The sequence below is a fragment of the Nocardia neocaledoniensis genome (genome assembly GCF_003182135.1).
GTDB lineage: Bacteria > Actinomycetota > Actinomycetes > Mycobacteriales > Mycobacteriaceae > Nocardia > Nocardia neocaledoniensis.
Genome location: NZ_QGTL01000013.1, coordinates 68,195 through 93,911, shown reverse-complemented (window position 1 = coordinate 93,911; position 25,717 = coordinate 68,195). Strand labels below are relative to the sequence as shown.

26 protein-coding genes and 1 pseudogene are annotated in these 25,717 nt (G+C 71.1%); 20 read left to right on the top strand and 7 right to left on the bottom strand.

All coding sequences use genetic code 11. The annotated features are described in order from the left end of the window. Nucleotides 1–12: 12 nt before the first annotated feature. On the top strand, nucleotides 13–438 hold the full coding sequence (locus DFR69_RS27915; RefSeq protein WP_110040635.1) for a DUF350 domain-containing protein: 426 nt from the start codon (nucleotides 13–15) through the stop codon (nucleotides 436–438). Further along, a pseudogene (locus DFR69_RS27910) lies at nucleotides 438–1,965 on the top strand (polyamine aminopropyltransferase). Before DFR69_RS27915 ends, DFR69_RS27910 begins: the two are co-directional and overlap by 1 nt. Nucleotides 1,966–1,968: 3 nt before the next feature. On the opposite strand, the gene DFR69_RS27905 reads toward DFR69_RS27910, so the two are convergent. Together DFR69_RS27905 and DFR69_RS27900 are read right to left on the bottom strand one after the other, a co-directional pair. After that, nucleotides 1,969–2,202, bottom strand: coding sequence for a hypothetical protein (locus DFR69_RS27905; RefSeq protein ID WP_110040634.1), 234 nt, complete (start codon nucleotides 2,200–2,202; stop codon nucleotides 1,969–1,971). A gap of 15 nt (nucleotides 2,203–2,217) precedes the next feature. Beyond that, complete coding sequence (locus tag DFR69_RS27900; protein WP_110040729.1) at nucleotides 2,218–3,282, bottom strand: NAD-dependent epimerase/dehydratase family protein; 1,065 nt, start codon at nucleotides 3,280–3,282, stop codon at nucleotides 2,218–2,220. 118 nt (nucleotides 3,283–3,400) lie between these two features. Here DFR69_RS27900 and DFR69_RS27895 point away from each other — a divergent pair, with 118 nt between their 5' ends. From DFR69_RS27895 to katG, 11 genes are all read left to right on the top strand, one after another. Then, entirely contained in the window at nucleotides 3,401–4,024 is a 624-nt protein-coding gene (locus DFR69_RS27895) for a TetR/AcrR family transcriptional regulator (RefSeq protein ID WP_110040633.1), read from the top strand. A 77-nt stretch (nucleotides 4,025–4,101) separates the two neighbouring features. Continuing rightward, nucleotides 4,102–5,265, top strand: coding sequence for an alkaline phosphatase family protein (locus DFR69_RS27890; RefSeq protein WP_110040632.1), 1,164 nt, complete (start codon nucleotides 4,102–4,104; stop codon nucleotides 5,263–5,265). Between the two features lie 68 nt (nucleotides 5,266–5,333). Beyond that, nucleotides 5,334–5,654, top strand: coding sequence for a hypothetical protein (locus DFR69_RS27885; protein WP_110040631.1), 321 nt, complete (start codon nucleotides 5,334–5,336; stop codon nucleotides 5,652–5,654). 128 nt (nucleotides 5,655–5,782) lie between these two features. Then, nucleotides 5,783–7,030 (top strand): transcriptional regulator, encoded by a 1,248-nt coding sequence (locus DFR69_RS27880; RefSeq protein WP_308633254.1) that lies wholly within the window; start codon nucleotides 5,783–5,785, stop codon nucleotides 7,028–7,030. 87 nt (nucleotides 7,031–7,117) lie between these two features. Further along, the gene (locus tag DFR69_RS27875; protein ID WP_110040629.1) at nucleotides 7,118–8,539 is read left to right on the top strand and encodes an aldehyde dehydrogenase family protein; all 1,422 of its coding nucleotides are present in this window, start codon (nucleotides 7,118–7,120) and stop codon (nucleotides 8,537–8,539) included. Continuing rightward, on the top strand, nucleotides 8,539–8,946 hold the full coding sequence (locus DFR69_RS27870; RefSeq protein WP_110040628.1) for a DUF779 domain-containing protein: 408 nt from the start codon (nucleotides 8,539–8,541) through the stop codon (nucleotides 8,944–8,946). The genes DFR69_RS27875 and DFR69_RS27870 overlap by 1 nt, the downstream gene beginning before the upstream one ends. A 216-nt stretch (nucleotides 8,947–9,162) precedes the next feature. Then, on the top strand, nucleotides 9,163–11,532 hold the full coding sequence (locus DFR69_RS27865; RefSeq protein WP_308633255.1) for a sensor histidine kinase: 2,370 nt from the start codon (nucleotides 9,163–9,165) through the stop codon (nucleotides 11,530–11,532). Nucleotide 11,533: 1 nt separating this feature from the next. After that, on the top strand, nucleotides 11,534–11,938 hold the full coding sequence (locus DFR69_RS27860; RefSeq protein ID WP_110040626.1) for a roadblock/LC7 domain-containing protein: 405 nt from the start codon (nucleotides 11,534–11,536) through the stop codon (nucleotides 11,936–11,938). Between the two features lie 11 nt (nucleotides 11,939–11,949). Beyond that, entirely contained in the window at nucleotides 11,950–12,324 is a 375-nt protein-coding gene (locus tag DFR69_RS27855; protein ID WP_110040625.1) for a DUF742 domain-containing protein, read from the top strand. Next, the gene (locus DFR69_RS27850) at nucleotides 12,305–12,910 is read left to right on the top strand and encodes a GTP-binding protein (RefSeq protein ID WP_110040624.1); all 606 of its coding nucleotides are present in this window, start codon (nucleotides 12,305–12,307) and stop codon (nucleotides 12,908–12,910) included. The genes DFR69_RS27855 and DFR69_RS27850 overlap by 20 nt, the downstream gene beginning before the upstream one ends. A gap of 131 nt (nucleotides 12,911–13,041) precedes the next feature. Further along, a complete protein-coding gene (gene katG / locus DFR69_RS27845; protein WP_110040728.1) occupies nucleotides 13,042–15,270 on the top strand; it encodes a catalase/peroxidase HPI in 2,229 nt (742 codons plus the stop codon). 66 nt (nucleotides 15,271–15,336) lie between these two features. Here katG and DFR69_RS27840 read toward each other — a convergent pair whose 3' ends face one another. Next, nucleotides 15,337–15,798: an SRPBCC family protein gene (locus DFR69_RS27840; protein ID WP_208644060.1), complete on the bottom strand. Its 462-nt coding sequence runs from the start codon at nucleotides 15,796–15,798 to the stop codon at nucleotides 15,337–15,339. A gap of 144 nt (nucleotides 15,799–15,942) precedes the next feature. On the opposite strand from DFR69_RS27840, the gene DFR69_RS27835 reads away from it, so the two are divergent. The 3 genes from DFR69_RS27835 (at nucleotide 15,943) to DFR69_RS27825 (ending at nucleotide 18,918) form a co-directional block, all read left to right on the top strand. Continuing rightward, entirely contained in the window at nucleotides 15,943–16,659 is a 717-nt protein-coding gene (locus DFR69_RS27835) for a metal-dependent hydrolase (RefSeq protein ID WP_110040622.1), read from the top strand. Nucleotides 16,660–16,864: 205 nt separating this feature from the next. Further along, nucleotides 16,865–18,121, top strand: a complete 1,257-nt coding sequence (locus tag DFR69_RS27830) for a lipase family alpha/beta hydrolase (RefSeq protein ID WP_110040621.1) — start codon at nucleotides 16,865–16,867, stop codon at nucleotides 18,119–18,121. After that, nucleotides 18,118–18,918: a HugZ family pyridoxamine 5'-phosphate oxidase gene (locus DFR69_RS27825; RefSeq protein WP_110040620.1), complete on the top strand. Its 801-nt coding sequence runs from the start codon at nucleotides 18,118–18,120 to the stop codon at nucleotides 18,916–18,918. The genes DFR69_RS27830 and DFR69_RS27825 overlap by 4 nt, the downstream gene beginning before the upstream one ends. A gap of 39 nt (nucleotides 18,919–18,957) precedes the next feature. Here DFR69_RS27825 and DFR69_RS27820 read toward each other — a convergent pair whose 3' ends face one another. Together DFR69_RS27820 and DFR69_RS27815 are read right to left on the bottom strand one after the other, a co-directional pair. After that, on the bottom strand, nucleotides 18,958–19,308 hold the full coding sequence (locus DFR69_RS27820) for a hypothetical protein (protein ID WP_110040619.1): 351 nt from the start codon (nucleotides 19,306–19,308) through the stop codon (nucleotides 18,958–18,960). Nucleotides 19,309–19,387: 79 nt separating this feature from the next. Beyond that, nucleotides 19,388–19,972 carry an HdeD family acid-resistance protein gene (locus DFR69_RS27815; protein WP_110040618.1) on the bottom strand — a complete coding sequence of 195 codons (585 nt, stop codon included), beginning with the start codon at nucleotides 19,970–19,972 and terminating at the stop codon, nucleotides 19,388–19,390. A 167-nt stretch (nucleotides 19,973–20,139) separates the two neighbouring features. Here DFR69_RS27815 and DFR69_RS27810 point away from each other — a divergent pair, with 167 nt between their 5' ends. Next, on the top strand, nucleotides 20,140–21,120 hold the full coding sequence (locus tag DFR69_RS27810; RefSeq protein WP_110040617.1) for a glycosyltransferase family 9 protein: 981 nt from the start codon (nucleotides 20,140–20,142) through the stop codon (nucleotides 21,118–21,120). Here DFR69_RS27810 and DFR69_RS27805 read toward each other — a convergent pair. After that, the gene (locus DFR69_RS27805; protein ID WP_110040616.1) at nucleotides 21,102–21,440 is read right to left on the bottom strand and encodes an ArsR/SmtB family transcription factor; all 339 of its coding nucleotides are present in this window, start codon (nucleotides 21,438–21,440) and stop codon (nucleotides 21,102–21,104) included. The two genes, DFR69_RS27810 and DFR69_RS27805, sit on opposite strands and share 19 nt — an antisense overlap. A 184-nt stretch (nucleotides 21,441–21,624) precedes the next feature. On the opposite strand from DFR69_RS27805, the gene DFR69_RS27800 reads away from it, so the two are divergent. Beyond that, on the top strand, nucleotides 21,625–22,377 hold the full coding sequence (locus tag DFR69_RS27800; protein ID WP_110040615.1) for a M23 family metallopeptidase: 753 nt from the start codon (nucleotides 21,625–21,627) through the stop codon (nucleotides 22,375–22,377). 3 nt (nucleotides 22,378–22,380) lie between these two features. Here DFR69_RS27800 and DFR69_RS27795 read toward each other — a convergent pair whose 3' ends face one another. After that, nucleotides 22,381–23,280 carry a LysR family transcriptional regulator gene (locus DFR69_RS27795; RefSeq protein ID WP_110040614.1) on the bottom strand — a complete coding sequence of 300 codons (900 nt, stop codon included), beginning with the start codon at nucleotides 23,278–23,280 and terminating at the stop codon, nucleotides 22,381–22,383. A gap of 90 nt (nucleotides 23,281–23,370) precedes the next feature. Here DFR69_RS27795 and mqo point away from each other — a divergent pair, with 90 nt between their 5' ends. Both mqo and DFR69_RS27785 read left to right on the top strand, forming a co-directional pair. Beyond that, nucleotides 23,371–24,810: a malate dehydrogenase (quinone) gene (mqo, locus tag DFR69_RS27790; protein ID WP_110040613.1), complete on the top strand. Its 1,440-nt coding sequence runs from the start codon at nucleotides 23,371–23,373 to the stop codon at nucleotides 24,808–24,810. 49 nt (nucleotides 24,811–24,859) lie between these two features. Beyond that, the gene (locus DFR69_RS27785; protein ID WP_110040612.1) at nucleotides 24,860–25,711 is read left to right on the top strand and encodes an SDR family oxidoreductase; all 852 of its coding nucleotides are present in this window, start codon (nucleotides 24,860–24,862) and stop codon (nucleotides 25,709–25,711) included. Nucleotides 25,712–25,717: the final 6 nt, after the last annotated feature.

The following is a 25,717-nucleotide window of genomic DNA, read 5'->3' as shown; positions in this document are numbered from 1 at the left end:
AGGAGGACACTCATGCTCGCCGACCTGGCGGCGGACGCGGGGGCCGCGCTCGCCTTTTCCGCGGTGGGAATCGTGTTGATGGCCGTCGGTTTCGGCATCGTCGACCTGCTCACCCCCGGCGACCTGCGCGCCCAGATCTGGCTCGAACGCAACCGCAACGCGGCGATCCTGCTGGCCTCGAACCTGTTCGGCGTCGGCCTCATCGTGGCCACCGCCATCTGGACCGCCGACGGCAGGATCGCGCAGGCGCTGCTGGCGAGCGCGGTCTACGGTGTGATCGGGCTGGCCGCGATGGCGCTGGCGTTCGTGCTGCTCGACGCGCTCACCCCCGGGGACTTCCGGGCCGTCGTCGCCGATCCGGAACCGCATCCCGCGGTGTGGGTCACGGCCTCGGCGCACGTCGCGGTGGCGCTGGTGGTGGCCGCGGGCCTGACCTGATGCCGCTACACCGCCTGGCCAGGGTGGCGCTGCTGGCGACGGTGTTCGTCTGCGCCGCCTGCGGTCTGGTGTACGAACTGTCGCTGGTCACCCTCGGCAGCTATCTGATCGGTGACACCGCGGCGCAGGCCTCTATCACGCTGAGCGTGATGGTGTGCGCGATGGGCATCGGCGCGCTGGCCGCGAAACCGTTGCGCCGCTGGGCCGCCGCCGCGTTCGTCGCGGTCGAGCTGGCGCTGGCCGTGATCGGCGGGTTGTCGGTGGCCCTGCTCTACGCCAGCTACGCCTGGCTCAACGTCTACACCGGCACCCTCATCGTGGCCGCGGCCGTGATCGGCATGCTCGTCGGCGCCGAGATCCCGCTGCTCATGGAGCTGCTCCAGCAGATCCGCAAGCAGTCGGCCAGCGGCGCGGTCGCCGATCTGTTCGCGGCGGACTACGTCGGCGCGTTGCTGGGCGGCCTGGCCTTCCCGTTCCTGCTGCTGCCGGTGTTCGGGCAGATCCGCGGCAGTCTCGTGGTCGGCGTGGTGAACGCCGTGGCCGGACTGGCGTTGGCGTTCTTCTTCTTTCGCGCGCAGATGACGCGCGCGGCGGGTGCTGGTCGCGGCGACCGCCGTCGTCGCGGCCGGCCTCGGCGGCACCTACGTCTACGCGGACCGGTTCGAGGTCACCGCCCAGCAGGCCCTGTTCGCCCATCCGATCGTGTGGCAGTCACGCACGCCGTATCAGCAGATCGTGCTCACCGAATCGTTCTCGCCGTTCGGCACCACCGACACCAGGCTCTATCTCAACGGCGGCCTGCAGTTCTCCTCGATCGACGAGTACCGCTACCACGAGGCGCTGGTGCATCCCGTGCTCGCCGGGACGCACCGCTCGGTGCTGGTCCTCGGCGGCGGTGACGGGCTCGCGCTGCGCGAGATCCTGCGCTATCCCGACGTCGCCGAGGTGACCCTGGTCGAGCTCGACCCGGCCATGATCGAGCTCGCCCGCACCGACGAGCGGCTCACCGCCCTCAACCAGGGCGCCTTCGACGACCCCCGCGTCCGGGTGGTCACCGCCGACGCCTTCACCTGGTTGCGCGGCGCCCCAGGGCTTTTCGACGCGATCATCGTCGATCTGCCCGACCCGGACCAGACCTCGGTCGCCAAGCTGTACTCGCAGGAGTTCTACGCGATGACGGCGAACGTCCTCGCCCCTGGCGCCAGGATGGTGGTGCAGTCCGGGTCGCCGTTCTTCGCGCCGCGCTCGTTCTGGACGATCGAAGCCACGCTGCGGGCGGCGGGACTGCGGACCACGCCGTATCACGTGGACGTGCCCAGCTTCGGCGACTGGGGCTACGTCCTGGCCGCCGTCACCCCGGAACCACCGGCCGCGGCCCTGCGCGCCCCCGGCCCGCTGCGCTCCCTCGACGATCGCACGCTGGCCGCGGCCACGGTGTTCCCGCCCGACCGCCGCGCGGTCGATCCCGAGGTCTCCACCCTCATGCGGCCGGTGATCCTGGACCTGCAACGCCAGGAGTGGCGCTAGCGCTCACGCGGGCCCCGCGCACAGCAGATGCGTGCCCACGATCGCGAGCCCGAACACCGCGACGGCGGCCGACAGCGCGGGCATCGGCTCACGCACGAGCCGGACCGCACCGCGCCGCACCGCGGCCACGACCCGGCCGACGCGAGGCGCTCGCGGCGCGGTGGCGGTGTCGGCGCGCCGACCGCGGCCACGCCGGAGGAAGCCGGCCAGGGCGAGGACGAGAGCGGTGATCAGCATCGCTGCCCCGCCCGCTCACCGGGTCCCGGCCGCGGCGGGCGCCGCGGGGCGGGCACCGGGCGTGCCGACGACGCCGAAGGCGATGAGGCTGTCGGCGGTGTCGCGCACCGTCTCCTCGATCGGGCGCATCGTCCAGCCCAGTTCGCGGCGCGCCTTCTCCGCGCTCACGCGTTCGGTGCGGCCGAGCACGGGAACAGTCAGCCGGACGCCCTTGTCGAACACCGCGACCAGCCGCACCAGCCAGTTCGGCAGAACCCTGGTCGGCACCCGGAAGCCGCGCGGGCCGTACTCGCGCGCCAGCAGGGCGGCCAGCTCGCCCATCCACAACGGGTCGGCCGCGCAGAGGTATCGGTTGCCCGCCGCCTCCGGCACCTCCATCGCCAGTCGGTGCGCGACGGCCAGGTCGCGCACGTCGACCGGGGTCCAGCCGGTCCGCACCGAACCGGGGACGTCCCGGTTGAGCAGGCGGCGCACGGGTTCGTGCGAGGTGCTGGTCGTCGGCTCGAGCAGCGGACCGAGCACCATGCCCGGATTCACCACGACCAGTTCGAGTTCGCTTGTCCCGCGCACTGATTCGACGAAGTCCCACGCGGCGCGCTCGGCGAGGGTCTTGCTCTTCTGATAGGCGGGGATCCGGTCGACCACCGACCAGTCCGCCTCGGTGCGCACCTCGTCCCGCTCGTGGCCGTAGGCCACCGCCGCGACCGAGGAGGTGAGCACGACCCGCCGGACCCCGGCCGCCGCGGCGGCGCGCAGCACGCGCAGGGTGCCCTCGACCGCGGGTTCGATCAGGGCGCGCTCGTCGTCGGGCGGGGCCGACGGGAAGGGCGAGGCGACGTGCAGCACGGCGTCGCACCCCGCCACCGCCTCGGCCCAGCCCGCGTCGTCGTCGAGAGTGGCGGCGACGAATTCCAGCTCACCGCCGGTGCGGCGGGCGAGGTCGGTCAGGTGCGCGCGCCTGGTGTGGGCGGCGAGGTCGCGCACGGTGCCGCGGACGGCGTACCCGTGCTCGAGCAGGTCGGCGATGCAGTGTCCGGCCACGAAACCGGTGGCGCCGGTGACGAGTACCCGTGTGGTCATGGTGTTCACCTATCGGTGCGGGCCCGCCCTATCTGAGCGGTGCTCAAATAATCTAAACACTGCATAGATTCGATGTCCAGTGCCAATTCCCGCGACCGGGTCGCCTACGCTCACAGGGGTGAAGCGCACCAGTTACCACCACGGCGACCTGCGGGCCACCCTGATGGACGCTTGCCTGCGCCTGATCGAGACCGAGGGCCTCGCGGCGGTGAGCCTGCGCCGGGTGGCGAGGGAAGCAGGGGTCAGCAGCGGAGCGCCCTATCACCACTTCCCCGATCGGGCCGCGCTGCTCTCGGCGCTCTCGGTCGACGGCTTCCAGAAGCTCGCCGCCGAACTCACCGCGGCCAAGGCGGCCGCGACCACTCCGCTGGGCGCGCTGTCGGCGCTCGGCGAGACCTACGTGCGCTTCTCGCGCGACCACCCCGCCCAGTTCCGGCTCATGTTCCGGCCGGAGCTGTCTCAGTCCGAGAAACACCCCGACGCCCACGTCGCCGGGGACGCCGCCTTCGCCGTGCTGGCCGATACGGTGCGCGAGGCCATCGCCGCCGGGATACTGCCCGCGGGGCGGGCCGATGTCATCACCATCGCCTGGTGGGGTCTCGGGCACGGGCTGGCCTCGCTGTGGCTGGACGGGAAGCTCGACGAACGCAGCGCCCAGCTGGGCACCCCCACCGCGGACCTGGTCGACACGATCATGCGGTCGTTCGCCGACCTGATCGCCCCGCGCGGCGACCACGCCTGACGCGCGCGGGAAATCCGCTCTGCCCGGCGCGTCGGCTCCCCTACAGTGGACTCGTGCAGCACCGAGCAGCAGACCCGATGTCCGCCACCGCGATCCACGATTCGGTGCTCGTCCCCCGCTACGGCGAGGCCTCGCTCGCGGACCTGCTCCCCTCGGTCCTCGCCTGCCTCGGCGTGGCCGGCGAGACCGACCGGCTCGGGCTCGCGCTGGACGTCGACCACGTGTGCGTGCTGCTCGTCGACGGGCTCGGCGCCCTGGCGCTGGCCGAGAACGCCGCGACCGCGCCGTTCCTGACCGGCCTGCCCGCCGCGACGCTCACCGCGGGCTTCCCCAGCACCACCGCCACGAGCCTCACCACCCTCGGCACCGGCCTGCCGCCGGGCGAACACGGCATCCTCAGCTACCTGCTGCGCCTGCCCGGCCAGGACCGGCTCTTCAACACCCTGCGCTGGCGGCTGCACGGCGAGGGCCCGAAGGTCGACGCGCTGACCGCCTTCGCGCCCGAGCACGTCCAGCCGCGACCCAGCGCCTTCGAGCGCGCGATCGCCGCCGGCATCCCCGCCGTCCAGGTGGCGCCCGGCTATCAGAACGGCTCCGGCCTGACCAGGGCGGGCTGGCGCGGCGGCGACTTCCGGCCCACCTACTCGGTCGGCGATCTGCTCGACGGTGTGCTGCGCGCGGTCGGCTCGGCGCCGAAAACCCTGGTCTACACCTATCATTCGGAGCTCGACACCACCGGGCACGCGCGCGGGCCCGCCACCAGGGCCTGGCGCTTCGAGCTCGCCCACGTCGACCGGATCGCCGCCGAACTCGCCGCCCGGCTGCCCGCCCGCTCGGCGTTGATCGTCACCGCCGACCACGGCATGGTCGAACTCGTCGACCGCATCGACTTCGACACCCACCCCGAGCTGCCCGACGGCGTGGCCGAGCTGGGCGGCGAACCGCGCGCCCGGCATGTGTACACCCGCGACGGCGCGGCCGCGGACGTCGCCGCGACCTGGCGGGCCGTCCTCGGCGCCGACTTCCTCGTCCGGACCCGCGCCGAGGCCGTCGAAGCCGGCTGGTTCGGACCGGTGGCCGGTGAATTCACCTCGCGCATCGGCGATCTCGTGGTCGCCGCGCTGGGCACGAGCGGCATCGTGCGGACCGCCGCCGAGCCGGTGCAGACGATGATGGTCGGCCATCACGGCTCACTCACCGCCGCCGAACAACTCGTCCCCCTGCGGATCCACCGCACCTGAGCCGCACCGCATAGGCTGGGGCCACCCGATCGCGCGCGGCGCGCTCAGCGAACCCTCCAGGAGGAACCATGCAGTCCACCACCCGAACCGGGACCCTCGCGCTCGGCGTCGCGGTGCTGGCGGTGCTGGCGAGCGGTTGCAGCGAGGTCGAGCGGGCGCTCAACCAGGGCGGCGACACGACCTGCCGCGACTACGTCAACCAGGAACCCGACACCAAGCGGATCACCATCACCAAGGCGATCAAGGAGCGCACCGGCTCCGACAACGAACCGGCCGGCACCCTGGTCGATTCGATGATCGTGCAGGTCGACCTGCTGTGCGCGGGCCAGCGCAACGTCGACACCCCCATCAAGAACGCCGATATCGCCGGTCTGTTCCTGAACAAGTAACCGCGGTTCCGTCAAGCCGCCACGACAGGGCAGCCACCGGCGACCTGGTCGTCCGCCGGAAAACAGCGCACACGTCGCCCGCCCAGCTGATAGACAGGACAGGGCACGGCGGAGAGCAGGGAGTGAACGTGGGCGCACACGAGGACCCGGGCGCCGGCTCACCCAGGCCCGACCGGCTCGCGGACTATCGCGGTGCGCTGGAGAAACAGTGGAACCGGCTCGCCGCGCCCTCGCGCCCGATGCAGCTGCCCCGCGACACGGGTCCGGTGCGCGAAGAAGTCGCCAAGTCCTGGCAGCGCTCGCTGCACACGGTCGATCCGGGACAGACCGTCGCACCTGGCTTCAACGACATCAGCGACCGCTGGTCGGAATCGCCGCTGCGTAGGCCGGTGACCGAACTCGCAGGCCAGCTGCGCGGAATCGCCGAGGACTCCGGCTATCTCGCTGTCGTCAGTGACGAATCGGGCACCATCTTGTGGACCGCGGGCGATCGAACGCTGCGCCGACAGGGCGAGCAGGTGAACTTCGCCCCGGGCGGGGTCTGGGACGAAAGCCACATGGGCACCAACGGATTGTCCCTGGCCCTGCACGACGACAAGGCCTGCACGGTGTTCTCCGCCGAACATCTCGTGGCGGCGCTGCACGGGTGGGTCTGCTATTCCGCGCCCATCCACGGACCCGACGGCCGCCAGGTCGGCGTGCTCGATCTGTCCTCGAGCTGGGAGCGGTCCCATCCGATGGTGATGACCTCCGTGCGTGCCCTGGTCACCGCGGTGGAGACCATGCTGCGGGCCGAGGCGCCCGCCCCGGCGCCCGGCGTGCGCCTCGAATGTCTCGGCGCCGCACGGCTTCTCCGTGACGGGCGGCCGGTGCCCCTGCCGCCACGGCAGCTCGAGATCCTCGCCCTGCTGGCGCTCGAACCCGAGGGCTACACCCCCGAGCAACTGCACGCCGCGGTCTACGGCGAGCGGTCGGTCTCGCTCAACACGCTCAAAGCCGATGTCTCGCACCTGCGCCGGGCCACCCGCGGCGAGATCGCCAACCGGCGCTACATGCTCACCGGGCCGATCTCCTGCGACGCGGTGGACCTGCTCGCCGCCATCGAGGGCGGCGACCTCACCTCGGCCCTGTGGCTCTACCGCGGTCCGCTGCTGCCCGGCTCCGACCTGCCCGGCGTGGAACAGTGGCGCGCGCACCTCGATGTCGGCATCCGCAACGCCGTGCTCGGCAGCGACCGCCCAGAACACGCCGTCGCCTTCGGTCAGCGCTGCCCCGGCGACATCGCCATCCACGAGCACGCGCTGCGCCTGCTCCCCCGCGACGATGTGCGCCGCGCGGTCGTCACCGCACGTCTCTACACCGCGCGCCAGTCCTGACCTGCGTGAACACCCGCACCTACCTCGTACCAACCTTCGCCGACCATAGTGTGTCCCACCACGCACAGGCCGCGAGGAGCGAGGCGCATGATCTACGGCAAGCCCGGATCGGACACCGGCATAGTCAGCTATGCCGCCCGATACGACAACTTCATCGGTGGCGACTGGGTCGCGCCGATCGAAGGCCGTTATTTCGACAACACCTCCCCCGTCGACGGCGAAACCTTCTGCGCGGTGGCCGGATCCACCGCCGCCGACATCGAGCTGGCGGTGGAGGCCGCCCAGCGGGCCGCCGACGGCTGGGCCGCGACCCCGATCGCCGCGCGGGCCGGCATCCTCACCACCATCGCCGACCGGATCGAGAACAGCATCGAGCCGCTGGCCGTCGCGGAGACCTGGGACAACGGCAAACCGGTCCGGGAGACCCTGCACGCGGACCTGCCGCTGGCGGTCGACCAGTTCCGCTGCTTCGCCGGCGTCCTGCGGGCCCAGGAGGGCGCGATCGCGCCGCTCGACCTCGACACCGTGTCCTATCACTTCCACAGTCCGCTGGGGGTGATCGGCCAGCGCGCGGGCTGGGACTTCCCGATCCTGTCCGCGGCGGCGCTGCTGGCGCCCGCCCTGGCCGCCGGCAACTGCGTGGTGCTCGTCCCGGCCCAGCAGACGCCCGCCTCACTGCTGCTGGTGGTCGAGCTCATCGCCGACCTGCTGCCACCCGGCGTGCTCAACGTGGTGAACGGGCGCACCGCGCAGGTGCTCGCCCCGTTGACCGGTCATCCGGGACTGGCCAAGGTCGACACCCCGGACCCGGGCGGCAAGAGCCCCAATGTCTTCCTGCCCGATGTCACGGCCGCCGACGACGCCTACCTCGCCAAAGCCGTCGAGGGTTTCGTCACGTTCGCCGTGAACCAGGGCGAGGTGTGCACGTGTCCCTCACGCGCGCTGGTCCATTCGTCGATCTACGACGAGTTCCTCGCCCGCTGCCTCGCCCGCACCGAGGCCATCGTGTCCGGTCATCCGCTCGACACCGAGACGATGATCGGGGCGCAGGCCGGCAACGACCAGTACGAGAGGATCCTGTCCTACCTCGACATCGGCAGAGCCGAAGGCGCCCGCGTGCTCACTGGAGGGGAAGCACGTAAGGTCGACGGCCTGCCCGGTGGGTACTTCATCGAACCCACCGTGTTCGAGGGCGAGAACACGATGCGGATCTTCCGCGAGGAGATCCTGGGACCCGTTGTCGCCGTCACCCGCTACGACACGATGGACGAGGCGATCCGCCTCGCCAACGACACCCGTCACGGTCTCGGTGCGGGCGTGTGGACCCGCGACATCGCCACCGCCCACCGGCTGGCCCGCGAGATCGACGCGGGCCGGATCTTCACCAACTGCTACGACCCCTACCCCGCGCGCGCCGTCAGGGAGAATCACGCCATGTTGCTCGGGCACTACCAGCGGACCAAGAAGGTACTGGTCAGCCATTCGACGACGAACCCCGGGATGTTCTGATGCAGAACCGGATCCATCGCGTGGAGATCACCGAGCGCGCGCAGACCCTGTTGCGCAGGCTGATCGAGGACAACGGCCCGGTGCTGTTCCGCCAGTCCGGCGGCAGCGGCGAGCGCGAGGTCGCGCCGGTCTGCCTTTCCGCCAAGGAGTTCCCGATCGAGAAGGCCGACGTGCTGCTCGGCAGGCTCACCTGGCACACCGAATTCTGGATCAGCCCCGCGCAGTTCGAACACTGGAAGGACACCCATCTCACCGTCGACGCGGTGCGTGGCCAGGCCGACGAGCGGTCGCTCGAGGCGGGCCACGGCATGCGTTTCGTGCTGCGCGCGCGGCAGCTCACCCCGGCGGAGAACGCGGCGCTGGCCGCGGCCCCGCCCCCACGGACCGGCGCCGACCGCACGTTGTAGCGGCGCGAGGACCTGACCTGGCCGGACCCTTCCCGGCGCGGCCAGGACACGGCGAGCCCCCGCCGACTGGGCCATCGCGGCTCAGCCGGCGGGGTGAGCTCGCCGCTTTTCCGTGTCCACGCCGCCCTAGCAAATGTCTTCGGCGACAATCCAAATCGCGTCTCGCTCACCGAGACAGGCGCGACAACAGTGCAACGATTCCGTTACGTTATGGCGATGTTCTTAGCGAGACTCGGTGTTCGTACCCGGATTCTGGCGATCGCTCTCATTCCCAGTGTGGCGCTGGTGGCGGTCGGCGTCGGCACGGCGGGATACCTGGTCAATGAGAGCAACACCGCCAAGGAGTGGGCCTCGGCCCTGCAAGGCGCCGTCGCACCCACCCAGGATCTCATCGAGGCCATCCAGTCCGAGCGCCACCTGACGTTGTCGCTGGTCGCCGGTGACCCCACCACGCTGCCCGGTCTCGCCGCCGCTCGCGCGCGCACCGACAGCGCCCTGGACGCGCTCAACGCCGTCGTGCAGCAGCTGCGCGACGTGGACAGCACCGATCTCGGTGACAACCAGGCCGAGCACGAACTGCTCCGGACCAACCTCAGCGGCATGCGGGCAGGCGCCGACGCGGGCATGCTCCCCGCCGAGCAGGCGTACATGTTCTTCAACGTCGTGATCGACAGCTTCCTCGCGGGCACCAAGCTGGTGCTCACCGAGGCGCCGAACGCGATCGTGGCCGGCGGCGTCAGCGAGGGCATGAAGCTGCTCGCCGGCATCGAGGCGATGTCGCGCAGCAACGCCCTCGGTGCGGCCCTCGTCGCCGCCGAAGGACAGTTCGCCGTGCCGCTCGACGAGTACATCCGCCAGACCGGTTTCTACCGCACCGAACTCACCCAGCTCATCCCCGAGCTCACCGCTTCCGAACGCGAGGTGCTGCAGTCGCTGACGGCCTCGCCGCAGTGGCAGCAGCTCGCGGCCATGGAGAGCGCGATCATCGCCCGGTACGCGAAGCCGGCGAGCAGCTCGACGAGCAGCAGCAGGCAGGCCGCGCCGGACGCGCTGCCGATGACCTCGGCCGAATGGCAGAGCGCGCTGGGCGCCGTCGATCAGGCCCTGCTCGACCTGTACTCGACCCACAACCGCTACGTCCAGGGCCTGGCCGCCGATTCCTCGCGCCAGTCCGAGGGATTCGCGTGGGCGGCGGGCGGCGGCGTGCTCGGGCTCACCGGCATCGTGCTGCTGGTCGCGGTGATCCTGGCCAACCGGATCATCCGCAGGCTGCGCCGCCTGCGCACCGAAACCCTCGCGCTGGCCGACGAACAGCTGCCGTCCACCATGCGCGCGCTGCGCGACGGTGTCGACGTCGACCCCGCCCAGATCACCCCGACGCTGGACTTCGGCCGCGACGAGATCGGTCAGGTGGCCAACGCGTTCGAGCACGCCGCCGCGGCCGCGCTGCGCGCCGCCGTCGACGAGGCCCGCACCAGGGAGGGCGTGCGCGCGGTGTTCCTCAACATCGCCCACCGCAGCCAGATCGTGGTGCACCGCCAGCTCGAGATCCTCGACGAAGCCGAACGGCGGCAAGAGGATCCGGCTTTGCTCGAGACCCTGTTCCGGCTCGACCATCTGGCCACCCGCGAGCGCCGCAACGCCGAGAACCTGATCATCCTCGGCGGCGGCCGCCCGGGACGGCAGTGGCGCAAGCCGGTGCCGGTGATGGACGTCGTGCGCAGCGCCATCGGCGAGACCCTCGACTACGCCAGGGTGCGCGTCACCAAGCTGCCCGAGGTGAGCGTCGTCGGGACCGTGGTGGCCGACCTCGTGCACCTGCTCGCCGAGCTCGTCGACAACGCCACCGCGTTCTCCCCGCCGCAGTCTCGGGTCGAGGCGGGCGGCAACGTCGTCGGCAAGGGCGTGGTCATCGAGATCACCGACCAGGGCATGGGGATGAACCCCGAGGACATGGAGCGTTTCAACGCGATGCTGGCGGATCCGCCGGACTTCGGCGTCGGCACGCTGTCCTCGGACTCGCGCCTCGGCCTGTTCGTGGTCGCCCGCCTGGCCACCACACACGGAGTCTCGGTGCGGCTCAGCGAATCCGACTACGGCGGCATCCGGGCCATCGTCCTCGTGCCCACCACGCTGCTCGCCGACGGCGCCGACGACATGCCGAGCTCGCCGCCCGCGCTGTCCTCGGCGCAGCGCCGCGGCCTGCCCTCCCCGGTGGTGACCGGGCCGCTGACCGCGGTCGACTCGGCCCCGGCCCCGGTGGCCACCCTGGTCGCCGAGCCGCCGGCGCCGGTGGTGCCCGAATTCCCCCCGGTTCCCGAATTCCCCACCGCGTCGGAGGTTCCGGCCGTGCCACAGATCCCGGCGACGCCGCCGCGCAACGAGGATCGGCCCGCCCTGCCGCGCCGCCAGCGCCAGACCAATCTGGTGCCCGAACTCACCGAGGAACCGGCGGCCGAGGCCGCCGCCACCCCGGAGCGGCCGCGCTCGCCCGAGCAGGCCCGCGACATCATGTCCGCGATCGAGAACGGCACCCGGCAGGGTCGCAAACCACTGAGCAATTCGAATCAGGAACAGGAAGGCTGAGGTGAACTCTTCCCCAGGTGATCTCAACTGGCTGCTCGACGATCTCGTCGACCGGCTGGCCGGGGTCCGCTACGCGGTCGTGCTGTCCACCGACGGGCTGCTGCTCGGACGCTCCTCGCAGATGAAGCGCGAGGACGCCGAGCACTTCGCGGCGATGTCGTCGACCCTCTACGGGCTGGCGCGCAGTGCGGGCAGCCGCTTCGACGGCGGCGGCGTGCGGCAGGCGGTGATCGAGCTCGACCGCGCGGTCCTGTTCGTCACCTCGGCGGGCGACAACGCGTGCCTGGCCCTGCAGGCGAACGAGTCGGCCAATCTCGGCATGGTCGCCTACGAAATGAATCTCACCGTGCAGCGGGTCGGCAGCTATCTGTCGACCGAACCGCGGCACGGACTTGCGGAGCTATAGGAAGCGTCATCATGACTCGACTCGGCGATCCGTGGTTCGACGACGCGGCCGGACCCCTGGTCCGGCCGTACGCGGTGACCCGCGGCCGCACCATGGGTGCGGCGCACGACCTGGACATGCTCACGGTGGTGGTGGCCGTGCACCCCGCCCCCACCCTGCGCAGGCCCGAACCCGAGTACGCGACGATCGCACGGCTGTGCAAGCGTCCGCAGTCGGTGGCCGAGGTCTCGGCCGTGCTGAAACTTCCTCTGGCGGTGACCAAGATCCTCGTCGGTGATCTCATCGGCGAGGGCCACCTCATCTTCCGGGCTCCGGTGGCGGCCGAGGCCGGCGCGGGAGACCTCAACGTATTGCGAGCGGTTCTGGATGGCATCCGAAAACTTTGACCCCACAGCATCGGGCGGGCAGCACCTGGCCGCCTCGGTGAAGATCCTCATCGCCGGCGGCTTCGGCGTCGGCAAGACCACGATGGTCTCCTCGATCAGCGAGATCGCGCCCCTGCGCACCGAGGAGCTGATCACCGAGGTCAGCACCGGCGTCGACGATCTGTCGGGGGTGGAGCAGAAGTCGACCACCACGGTGGCGCTGGACTTCGGCCGCATCACCATCGATCGCGATCTGGTGCTCTACCTGTTCGGCACGCCGGGCCAGGACCGGTTCTGGTTCCTCTGGGACGAGCTGTGCCGCGGCGCGCTCGGCGCGATCGTGCTCGCCGACACCCGGCGGCTGAGCAATTCCTTCGCCGCCGTCGACTTCTTCGAGCGGCGCGGGCTGCCGTTCCTGATCGCGGTGAACTGCTTCGAGGGCGCGCCCCGCTACACCGTCGACGAGGTACGTGACGCGCTCGATCTCGACCCCAACACACCGGTGATGCTGTGTGACGCGCGGGATCGTCCGTCGGCCAAGGCGGTGCTGACCCACCTCGTCGAGTACCTGATCGAGCGCGCGACCCGGACCCCGGTGACCACCTAGACCTCGCTTGTGCCGAAACGGCACCGGTGCCATCTGGAACGAGTAATAATCCGGAACGTGTCCATGCAGGACACTTCCTGAGCCGGGTCGGGGTCACCCTTCGGCGCGGTGCACTCGTGAAAGGAATCACCGTGCCCGAGGACCATCCACCCATCGCGGAAGCCAACACCGAGCCCGGCGCGAGCGGTTGTCCCGTCACCGGCAGACGACCGTTCGCCTCGGCGGACGCGCGGGGCAGCAACCGCGACTGGTGGCCGCATCAGCTGAATCTCACGATCCTGCACAAGAATCCGCCCGCGGGGAACCCGATGGACCCGGACTTCGACTACGCGGCGGAGTTCGCGACGCTGGATCTCGCGGCGGTCAAGCAGGACATCGAGCAGGTCATGACGACCTCGCAGCCGTGGTGGCCCGCCGACTTCGGCCACTACGGCCCGTTCTTCATCCGGATGGCCTGGCATTCGGCGGGCACCTACCGCGTCGGCGACGGCCGCGGCGGCGCGGGTTCGGGCATGCAGCGGTTCGCGCCGCTCAACAGCTGGCCCGACAACGCCGGCCTGGACAAGGCGCGCCGCCTGCTGTGGCCGGTGAAGAAGAAGTACGGCAGGAAACTCTCCTGGGCCGACCTCATCGTCTACGCGGGCAACGTCGCGCTCGAGTCGATGGGCTTCCCCACGTTCGGTTTCGGTGGCGGCCGGGTGGATGCCTGGGAGCCCGAGGAGGACGTCTACTGGGGTCCCGAGCAGACCTGGCTCGGCGACGAGCGCTACTCCGGCGAGCGCACCCTCGAGCGTCCGCTCGCCGCGGTCCAGATGGGCCTGATCTACGTCAATCCCGAAGGCCCCAACGGCCATCCGGATCCGCTCCGCGCCGCGATCGACATCCGCGAGACCTTCGCCCGGATGGCCATGAACGACGAGGAGACCGCGGCACTGATCGTCGGCGGCCACACCTTCGGCAAGACCCACGGCGCCGGACCCGCGGACCTGGTCGGCCCCGAACCCGAGGCCGCCCCGCTCGAGCGGCAGGGCCTGGGCTGGCACAGCGCCCACGGCACCGGGGTCGGCGCGGACGCGATCACCAGCGGCCTGGAAGGCATCTGGAACAGCACCCCCATCACCTGGGACAACAACTTCCTCGAAACCCTCTACGGCTACGAGTGGGAGCTCACGAAGAGCCCTGCGGGCGCCAACCAGTGGATCCCCAAGGACGGCGCCGGCGCGGGCACGGTGCCCGATCCGTTCGACCCCGCCGTCAAGCGCACCCCCGTCATGCTGACCACCGACCTCTCGATGCGCATGGACCCCGCCTACGAGCGCATCACCCGCCGCTGGCTCGAGCACCCCGACGAGCTCACCGACGCCTTCGCCCGGGCCTGGTACAAGCTCACCCACCGCGACATGGGGCCGGTGGCGCGCTACCTCGGCCCGCTGGTGCCGCAGGAGGAGCTGCTCTGGCAGGACCCGGTGCCCGCGCACACCGGTCCGCTGGTGAGCGACACCGAGATCGCCATGCTGAAGAGCCACATCCAGGCCTCGGGGCTGAGCGTCGCGCAGCTGGTGTCGACGGCGTGGGCGGCGGCGTCGACGTTCCGTGGCAGCGACAAGCGCGGCGGCGCCAACGGCGGCCGGATCCGGCTGCAGCCGCAGGCGGGCTGGGAGGTCAACCAGCCCGACGAACTGGCGCACGTGGTCCGCACGCTCGAGACCATCCAGGCGAGCTTCAACGCCGAAGGGGGCTCGCAGATCTCGTTCGCCGACCTGGTGGTTCTCGGTGGCGCCGTCGGCGTCGAGCAGGCGGCCCAGGTGGCGGGCCACGACGTCAGCGTGCCGTTCACACCCGGTCGCACCGACGCCACCCAGGAGCAGACCGACGTCGAGTCGTTCGCGGCGATGGAGCCGACGGCCGACGGGTTCCGCAACTATCTGGCCAAGGATCAGCAGATCCCGGCCGAGTATCTCCTCGTCGACAAGGCGAACCTGCTCACCCTGAGCGCACCCGAGATGACGGTGCTGGTCGGCGGGCTGCGGGTGCTCGGCGCGAACCACCAGCAGTCGCCGGTCGGCGTGTTCACCGCGACGCCGGGGGCGTTGACGAACGACTACTTCGTCAACCTGCTCGACATGGGCACCGAGTGGGCACCCTCGGCCGCTGACGAGAACCTCTACGAGGGCAGGGATCGCGACTCCGGCGCGGTGACCTGGACCGGCAGCCGCGCCGACCTGGTGTTCGGCTCGAACTCGCAGCTGCGCGCCCTGGCCGAGGCCTACGCGACCGACGACGCCGGGGAGAAGTTCGTGCACGACTTCGTCGCCGCGTGGACGAAGGTGAGCGAGCTGGATCGGTTCGACCTGGTCTGAGCCTCCGACGGAAAACACCCCGCGATCACCGGGATCGCGGGGTGTTGTCGTGTGGGGCGGGCGAACTCAGGCTTCGCCTTCGGCGATCGCCGCCAGCCGGTCCACCGAGGCCAGCAGTTTGTCGGCGGTGGTGGCCCTGGCCCGCACCTCGCGCTTCTCGTCGTGCAGGTTCGTCCAGTCGTAGGTGTGGGTCACGCGCGCGGTGTGCTCGTCGATCGGCTCGACCTCCCAGCGCCACAGGTGACCGGGCGGGGTCTGGCCGGGCTCGGACGGATTCCACGCGATGCGGCGTCCCTCCTCGAACTCGACGATGTGGTTGTCGCGGTCGGCGCCGTTGGTCAGGGTCGTGGTGAACACCGCGCCCACGGCGCGGACCCGCTGACCCGGCTTCGCCTGCGCGAGATTGTCGTTGCCGTCCCAGCGCGGCTGCTGGGCGGGGTCGGCGATCAGCTCGAAGACGGTGGCGGCGCTCGCCGCGACATCGCGGGTGGCATGGACGATGCGGGGCGCGTCGGAGGTTTCGGTCACGGGCCGATCGAACCAGCGCCGCGCCGCCCCGGCAAGCCTTCCGCTCGAGCGCGCGACGAACTCCCCGACGGCCCGGTGTGTTTCGCCGCCGGGCGTCTTCCTCGGCATATGCGCCCAAGTAGTGAGCTCCTCTAACGTTGCGGGGTGCTTGGACATTCACATGCGACGAGTGGGGCGCTGGCCTGGGCGGGAACCGCCGCGGCGCTCCCCCTCACGGTCGCCGCGTTTCCCCTGTTCGACAGCGACACAACCCGATTCGGGATCGCCGAATTGATCATGGGGACACTGCTCACGGCGGGCGCGGCGCTGCTGCCGGACGCGGATCATCCGAGCGGGACCATCTCGCATGTGCTCGGCCCGGTGTCCCATCACCTGTGCCGGCTGATCTCCTGGGCCTCGGGCGGGCACCGGCACGGCACGCACTCGCTGCTGTTCGTGGTCGTCGCGATCGCCGCCACGTGGGCGGGCGAGCACTACCTGGGCAGGCCGTTCACCCTGGCCCTCGTCTTCTTCCTGCTGGCCCTGGCGGTGCGTTCGCTGCACCTGTGCCCGCCGGGCAAGAGCCTGCGGACGTACGGGACGGTCATCGTGCTGGCGACGGCGGGCACCTTCGCGGTGGACCACTGGATCGTGGACCGGCCCGCGTGGCTGCCGATCTGCGTGGGCCTGGGCTGTCTGGCGCATCTGCTCGGCGACTGCCTCACCGACCGCGGGGTCCGGCTGCTGTGGCCGTTCCCGCTGCGCACGCGGGTGCCGCTGATCGACCGGACCGGCAACCGGGTCGAAACCTGGGTCATCTCGCCGCTTTTCGTGCTGGGCACGCTCGGCGCGCTGTGGTACGCGATCGTCCATCAACCGTGATCCGTGGCCGAGGGCGGCGGGTCTCTTCCCCGCCGTCCTTCGCCTTCTTTTTGGTGGTTCTACCCATGGCAAACACATAATTAGATGCGCATATCTCGGTACTTTCATGTTCTTCTTTGTGACGATGCCCCGTGCACGGCGGCCTTCCTCGTGAGTCGGCACCCACCCCGCGCGTTTTTCAGTGCACAGTTGTACTCTCAATTCCGTGACCGAGCAGATCCCCCAGTCCCAGGCCGAAGTACAGGCACTCACGCGGCTGGCGGGCGACGAGTTCCTCGGCGCCGTCGACGGGATCGCGGCGATCCACCGTGCCATCTCCGACCGCGTGTTCGCGGCCGTGCGGATCGGCGTCGGCCCCGCCGCAGCGCCGGTCAAGGCCGTGCACGATGCCATCACCGCCGGCGTGTACGCGGCCGTCGGCGGGACCGGCTTCGTGGTGAGCGAGGTCGCGGGCGCCGTGCAACTCCCCCAGCTGCCCGCGCCCTCGCGCACGGTGTGGGGCGCGGGCGCGCTGGCCGCCCTGCAGGGCCTGATCGGCGACGAGCTCGAGGACGAGGCCCCGATCCTGGCCGCCCCCATGACCTTCCGCGTCGAGGGCGCCCCGGTCCCGCCCGAGCAGCTGGCCGCGCACTTCGCGGTGCCGACCTCCCGGCTCGTCGTCCACGTCCACGGACTGGTGGAGACCGAGCACGCCTGGCGGCTCGGCGGCCGTCCCGCCTATGGCGAGCGCCTGGATCTCGACCTCGGCTACACCCCGATCTTCGTCCGCTACAACACCGGGCTGCACATCTCCGAGAACGCGGCACTGCTCAGCGCGCTGCTGGACCGGCTGGTGGCGGCCTGGCCGCTGCCGGTCCATCAGATCTGCCTGCTCGGCCACTCGATGGGCGGGCTGGTCGCGCGCAGCGCCTGCCATCAGGCCGACGAAGCCGACGAGGCGTGGGTGCGCGCGGTCCGCCAAGTCGTCTGCCTCGGCTCGCCGCACCTGGGCGCCCCGCTGGAACAGGCCGCGCACTACGCCGCCGCCGCGTTCGACCGGCTGCCGGAGACCCGGCCGCTGGCCACTCTGCTGCGCAGACGCAGCGCGGGCATCCGCGACCTGCGGCAGGGCTCGCTGGTCGACGACGACTGGCGCGATCTCGACGTCGACACCCTGCGCGCGCGGGCGGTCCGCGAGGTGCCGCTGCTGGCCGACACCGACCACTACTTCGTCACCGCCACGGTCACGCGCAGCGCCCGGCATCCGCTCGGGCGGATCATCGGTGACGGCCTGGTCCTCACCGGCAGCGGATCGGGCCGGGGGCGGACCCGGCGGATCGGCATGGGCGGCGTCGACGGCCTGCACGTCCCCGCGGCACACCACTTCAGCCTGCTCAATCACGAGGCGGTCTACCGCGCCCTGCACGGCTGGCTGACGAGCACGCCCCGCAGGGCGGTCGGGGTGGATACGCTGTCGCCATGACTCTCGACCACGGCGATCCCGGCGACGCGCCCGCCATCCCGCTGCCGCTGACCCCCCTGGCCAACGAGGCGCGCCCGTCGGCGGCCGAGGAGGCCAGAACGATTGCGGCGGCGACCAATACGGGCACGCTGGCCAGCCTCACGGCCGACGGCGCGCCGTGGGCCTCGTTCATCACCTACGGCCTGCTCGACGGCGCGCCGGTGCTGAGCGTCTCGCGCCTGGCCGAGCACGGCCGCAATCTGGCCGCCGATCCGCGGGCCAGCATCGCGATCGTGACGCCCGACATTCCCGCCGATCCGCTGGCGGGCACCCGCATCACGCTGGCGGGAGTGGTGGAGCAGCCGGTCGGCGCGGAGGCCGAGGCGGCGCGGGCCGCGCACCTGGCCGCGATCCCGGCGGCGAAGTACTACATCGACTACAGCGACTTCACGCTGTGGGTCCTGCGCGTGCAGCGGGTGCGGTGGGTCGGCGGCTACGGGCGGATGGATTCGGCCTCCGCCGAGCAGTACCTGGCCGCGCGTCCCGATCCGATCGTGCCGCAGGCCGCGCCGGGCATCGCGCACCTCAACGCCGATCACGCCGACGCCCTGCTGGCCATGGCCCAGCACCTCGGCGGCTTCCCCGACGCCACCGCCGCCGCCTGCGAGCGGGCCGACCGCTACGGGCTCGAGCTCCGGGTGGAGACCCCGCGCGGGGTGGCCCGCACGCGGGTCGGCTACGCGCAGCCGCTCACCGAGATCGGTGAGTTGCGCTCGGCGACGGTCGAACTGGCCCGCCGGGCGCGCGCGGCGGGCTGATCCGACGCGCGGCGGGCGGCTCGACGACGGTGGTCCGGCTCAGTTCCAGAGGGCGGCCACGGCGACGTTGACGATGGCGAGGCCGCCCGCGGCGTCGGTCATCCAGTCGATCTGCTTGCCGCGCTTGGCGTCGGCCCTGCCCATCTCGGCCAGCGCGGCGACAGCCACCGAGATCGCGAGCTTCACCGCGAGCTTGGTCGTGTCGGGTTCCTTGTCGAGCGACTCGACGCCCGAGGCCAGGCCGGCGAGGATCACGCCGGTGATCAGCTGCGCCCGCGCACCCCACACCATGAGCTCGGAGACGACGGGGCGGGCGGCGACGAAGCCACCGACCAGTGCGGCCATGCCGAGCAGGTGGGCGACAACCACCAGGTCATAAACGAATTCCATGAACGCCGAGCGTAGTTCACGCGAAAACGGCCGGTGCCCGAAGACACCGGCCGATTTCCGACGAACAATTCCGTGCGTGTCAGACGGCCTGCTGGTCGAGCAGATGCGAATCCTTGCGCACGCCGAAGGCGGTGATGATTTCCATGATCCCGATGACGATCAGCCAGATGCCGGCCACCACCACCAGGGTCGCGATCGAGCCGATCGGCCACACGATCAGGACCACGCCGGCGATCGCGCTGATGATGCCGTAGAAGATCTGCCAGCCGCGACCGGGGACGCCGGGCTCGGCGAGCGCGGCGAACAGGACGGCCACGCCGCGGAACAGCCAGCTGATGCCGATGAACAAGCCGAGCAACACGATCGAGGTGAAGTCGTCGCGGAAGCAGAACACACCGATGATCAGCGACAGCACACCACTGATGAAGGACAGCACCCGGAAGCTGGTGCTCGGCAGGTGGGTGAACGCGGCGACCAGCTGGAAAATGCCGCTGACCACCATGTAGACACCGAACAGAATGCCGGCGACCAACAAGGACGGACCCGGCCACACCAGCATGATGATGCCGAGGATCACCGCGAGGAGGCCGGTGACGAGAATCGTTTGCCAGGTTTTCTTGGCAAGAGCCGCGATTGGGCTCTCCAACACGGTATTTGTCGTCATGACGTGATGTTATGCCGATCCACTCTCGTTTTCCGGAGATTAGCTGGCGCTGTTGCCGTGTCGCGACCACCCGGTCCGCCGCGAATATGCCGGTGCGGGCCCGCTCGTGACCACCGCCACGTCGTTGCCCGCGCGAACGTTTAACGCCCCTGGGTCTCGGGTAGGTCATGGAAGTGTCGGTTGTACTCGTGCTGCAAGCTCGGGGCCTCGGTGATCTGCTCGCCGCGGTCCCGGCTCTGCGTGCCCTGCGTCGGGCCGAGCCGCGCAGCAAGATCGTGCTGGCGGCGCCGCATCGATTGGAACAGATCGTCGACCTGATCTCCTCGGTCGACGAACTGGTTCCCACCGCCGATCCGGCGGCCCTGATCTGGGACGGACCGGCGCCCGAACTGGCGGTGAACCTGCACGGCGCGGACAGTGCCAGCGCGCGGGCGCTCGCCGACACCGGCGCCGACCGGATCATCGGGCACCGCTCCCCCGCGCTGCCCAAGCTCGCCGGGCCGCGCTGGGACCCGGAGGCACACGCGGTGGACCGGTGGTGCCAGCTGCTCGAGTCGGAGGGGATCGTGGCCGACCGCCGCAACCTCGGACTGGTGCCGCCGGTGGCCTCGCTCAGCCGGCGCGACTGCGTGGTCGTGCACATCGGCGCGGGCGCGCCCGCGCGCCGGTGGCCGCCGGAGCGTTTCGCCGCGGTGGTGCGCCATCTGCTGGTCCTCGGCCGCGACGTGGTGCTCACCGGCGACCCGTTCGAGCGCGAGATCGCGATGCAGGTGGCCGCCCAGGCCGGACTGCCCGACGGCCGGGTGCTGGCGGGCAGGCAGAACCTCACCGATCTGGCCGCCACGGTCGCCGAGGCCGCACTGGTCATCAGCGGCGACACCGGCGTGGCGCATCTGGCGACGGCCTTCGGCACCCGCACCGTCCTACTCTTCGGACCGACACCGCCCCGGCGCGGTGGCCCCCCGGCGCATCTGCTGGGCAGGCACGCGGTGCTGTGGGCCGGACAGGTCGGCGATCCCGACGGCCGGGTGCCGGATCCGGGCCTGCTGCGGATCGGTGTCCCCGAGGTCGTGGCCGCGGTCGACGCCCAGCTGGACAAGCAGGACTGGGCCGAGTCCACCCGCTCGCGTTACCGCCGGGTGGGCTGAGCCGGATCCGGACCGGCCGCGTCGCGCAACCGCGCGGCGTGCGCGGCCAGTGCGCTGGGCCGGAACTGGTCGAGGTAGTCGCGGGCATCGGCGAGGCCGCGCGGGTCGAGGGAATACAGGTGACGGTTGCCGTCGCGGCGCATGCTCACCAGATGCGCTTCCCGCAGCACTCGCAGGTGCTGCGACGCGGCGGAACTGGTGATCCCCGTGGCGGCGGCGAGCTCGGCCACCGCGCGCGGACCCTGCGGGAGGGCCTCGAAGATCGCGCGGCGGGTGGGGTCGGACAGGGCCGTGATGGCACGAACTCCGTTAGTGTCCACTGAATCAGTGTCCCCGGGAAGCAGCAATTCGGCAATGATCTTGCGAACTGGGCAGATACCCCGGTCGGTCCCCGGAATTTCCGCATTCGTTATACCGTTGTTATAGATCAACTGGCGTTATAGCCGTCCGTGATCACAGCCACATCGTTCGGTGTCGAGGTTACGACTTCGCTACGTTCGAGACATGTTCGTGACCAACCCGTTATCTGCTCGCGTCTCCGACGCCCTCGCCGGTCGCTGGGGAGGCGTTGTCGCGGGTGCGGTGGCTCTGTCCGCCCTCGTGGGTACTTCCGCCGCCACCTTCGGTGAGCCCGAGACCCCGGCCTCCGACACCACGATCTCCGCGAGCGCCGCGGAGTCCATCGCCGCGGGTCAGTCGCCCTACCGCTTCACCGCGCACACCCCGACCGAGGCGCAGGGCCCCCAGGGCACCGCGCCCGCTCCCCTGGAGGAGCACCGTGAGGCCGCAGCCTTCGCGCTGCCGCCGCTGCCCGTGATCGCGCCGCCTCCGCCGCCGCCCCGCCCGCACACCGTCCGACCGGTCAACGGCCGGCTGACCTCCTACTTCGGCCCTCGCTGGGGCGCCGCGCACAACGGTATCGACTTCGGTGATCCGATCGGTGCGCCGGTCTTCGCCGTGACCGACGGCACCGTGATCGAAACCGGCCCGGCCTCCGGGTTCGGCCTGTGGGTCCGCATCCAGCAGGACGACGGCACCATCGGCGTGTACGGCCACGTCAACGAGATCCTGGTCGAGACCGGTCAGCACGTCAACGCCGGTGACGTCATCGCCACCGTCGGCAACCGTGGCCAGTCGACCGGGCCGCACCTGCACTACGAGGTGCACGTGCCGGACGGCTCCCTCTACGGCGCCCCGATCGATCCGCACCCGTGGCTGGCCGCGCGCGGTATCGACGTCGGCGTTCCGCAGGACTGATCCTCACGACACCCTGATCCGCGCCGCCCGCGCGATCAGGAAATCCCGAAGCCGCGCGACCGCGAGCGTCGGCCGATGGTCTCCCGAGACCAGGCCGATCTCGCGGTCGCGTTCGCCATCGATGGGCACCACCGCGAGGTCGGGATGCGGCTGCTCGGCCGCGGGCAGCAGCGCGACCCCGAGCCCGAGCGCGACCAGTTCGCGCAGGGTCTCGAACTCGGTGATCTCGAAGGCCACCCGTGGGGTGAAACCCGCTGCGGCACACCAGGTGTCGAGCAGGCTGCGCAGCTGGTAGCTGGGCGGATTGGCGATGAAGGACTCGCCGGCCAGGTCGGCGAGGTCGATCCTGGTGCGCCCGGCCAGTGGGTGGGTGCGGGCCACGTGCAGGTCGATGCGCTGTCTGCCCAGCGGCACCGTCGGCAGGTCGGTCGGCGGCGGGATCATCACCGCCAGGTCCAGCGCGCCCGCGCGCACCTGGTCGGCCAGCGCTTCGCCGTGCGCCTGCACCAGGTGCAGCCGGATCCGCGGCGCCCCGGTGTGGAACTGCGCCAGCAGCGTCGGGATGCTCACCGGCCCGAGGGTGAGCGGGAAGCCGAAGCGGACCAGACCGCTGTCGGGGTCGGCGTCGGCCCGTACGCGGCGCACCGCGTCGTCGAGGGCGCGCACCAGCCCCCGGGTGTGCGCGTAGAGCTCGCGGCCCTGCGGTGTCAGCGTCACGCCCCGGCCGACCGGCTGGAACAGCGCCACCCCGAGCGTCTGCTCGATCGTCTTGATCCGGCGGCTCAGCGAGGACTGCGGCACCCCGAGCCGCTGCGCCGCCCGGGTGAAGTGACCCTCCTCGGCCGCCGCGTCGAACGCGGCCAGCAGCGGAGCCAGCGCCTGCGCATCCGCGTTCTCATCCATTTTCGGATCATATCCTCGGCGATTCCGTATTGGACGGATCACTCCCTGCGGCCTGACGATGGCAGGACATCAGCTCACGGGAGGTTCGAGATGACCGAGACCACGCCCCTGCACTCCGTCACCGGCGAGGACGTGCTCGATGCCGTCCTGATCGGCGGCGGCATCATGTCCGCCACGCTCGGCGCACTGCTCAGCACCCTCGCGCCGGACTGGTCGATCGCGCTGTTCGAGCGGCTCGGCGAACCGGCCGCCGAGAGCAGCCATCCGTGGAACAACGCGGGTACCGGCCATTCGGGTCTGTGCGAACTCAACTACATGCCCGACCCGCACGACGGGACGCGCCCCGCCGGCATCGCCGCGCAGTTCGAGCTCTCCCGCCGGTGCTGGGCGGCGCTGGCGGCCCGCGGCGCGCTGACCGACCCGGGCGCCTTCGTCCATCCCACGCCGCACGTGACCGTGGTGTTCGGCGAGCGCGACATCGCCTACCTGCGGCAGCGCTACGCCACCCTGCGCGAGCAGCCGGGCTTCGCGGAGATGGAGTACACCGAGGATCGCGCGGTGATCGAGCGGTGGGCGCCGCTGCTCGTGCGCGGCCGCGACGACCGGGAGCAGATGGCGGCGACCCGGCATCTCGCCGGCACCGATGTCGATTTCGGCGCGCTCACCCGAGCGCTGCTGGCGACGATGACGGCGGCGGGCAACGCGGTCCGGCTGCACCGCGAGATCACCGGACTCACCCGCGAGAAGGACGGCCTGTGGACGGTGCGCGGCCGAGACCTCGGCAGCGGCAGGCGTTTTCAGGTCCGCACCCGGTTCGTCTTCGTGGGCGCGGGCGGGTACGCATTGCGCCTGCTGCAGCGGGCCGGGCTGCCGGAGGTCCGCGGGTACGGCGTGTTCCCGCTCGGCGCCCAGTTCCTGCGGACCGACAATCCGGACGTCGTCGCCGAGCATCACGCCAAGGTCTACAGCCAGGCCGCGCTCGGGGCGCCGCCGATGTCGGTGCCCCACCTGGACCGGCGTGAGGTCGACGGTGCCGCGTCGCTGCTGTTCGGCCCGTACGCCACCTTCAGCACCCGGCTGTTGCGCTCCGGCAAGCTCACCGATCTGTTCACCACGCTGCGTCCGCACAACATCCGGCCGTTGCTGTCCGTCGCCCTGCGCAACGTCGATCTGGTGCGGTTTCTGATCAGCGAGCTGCTGGCGTCGCGGCGGCGCAAGTTCGCCCAGCTGCGCCGGTTCTATCCGACTGCCGACCCGGCCGACTGGGAGCTGGTGCGGGCCGGGCAGCGCGCGCAGCTGGTGAAGCCCGACGGCAAGGGCGGTGGGGTGCTCGAATTCGGGACCGAGCTGGTGACCGGCGCCGACGGAACCGTGGCCGGGCTGCTCGGCGCCTCGCCGGGCGCGTCGATCGCCCCCTCGATCATGCGCGAGCTGCTCGAGCGGTGTTTTCCGGCCCGCCGGTACGAATGGGCTCCCCTGCTCGCCGAGCTGTTGCCGTCGGACGTTGACACCGGATTGACCCCTTTGTAATTTACTACTTGGTAAATTCCTGCCGCCGCGCCGACACCCAGGAGTCCTCGTGCTCGAACGCCTCGCCCGGTCCCTGCTGCTCAATCCCCCGGCCGTACCGCGGACGGTGGCGCGGCTCGTGCTGGGCGAGCGCCACGAGATCGCGGGCAAGACCGTGCTGCTGACCGGGGCGTCCTCCGGTGTCGGCCGGGCGGCGGCCCACGCGCTCGGCCGCGACGGCGCCCGGCTGATCCTCGTCGCCCGCACAGCGGAACCACTGTTCGAGGTGCGCGACGCGGTCCGCGCGAACGGCGGTCAGGCCGAGGCCGTCACCTGCGACCTGTCCGACGCCGACGACACCGACGCGCTGGTCAAGACGGTGCTCGACGAGTACGGCACCGTCGACGTGCTGGTGAACAACGCGGGCCGGTCGATCCGGCGCCACGCGGCCGAGGCCACCGACCGCTTCCACGACTACGAGCGCACGATGGCGCTGAACTACTTCGGCGCGGCGCGGCTCACCATGGGACTGCTGCCCGCGATGCTCGCCGCGGGCGACGGGCACGTCGTCAACGTCGCCACCTGGGGCGTCGCGGCGGGCAGCATGCCGAAGTTCACCGCCTACCACGCGTCCAAGGCCGCCCTCGGCGCGTTCGGGCGCAGCCTCGGCGCCGAGACGCGATCGCGGGGCGTACACGTCACCACGCTCGGATTCCCGCTGGTGCGCACCGAGATGATCGCGCCCACCGGCGCCTACGACGACGCGGCGGCGCTCACCGCCGAGCAGGCCGCCGACTGGATCCGCACCGCCCTGCGCACCAGGCCGATCGAGCTGTACCCGCGCTACACCCGGATCCTGCAGGCCGTCGCGACCGTGTCGCCGCGCGCGGTCGACGCCGTCATCTGGCGCCTGGGCATCTGAGCCGCA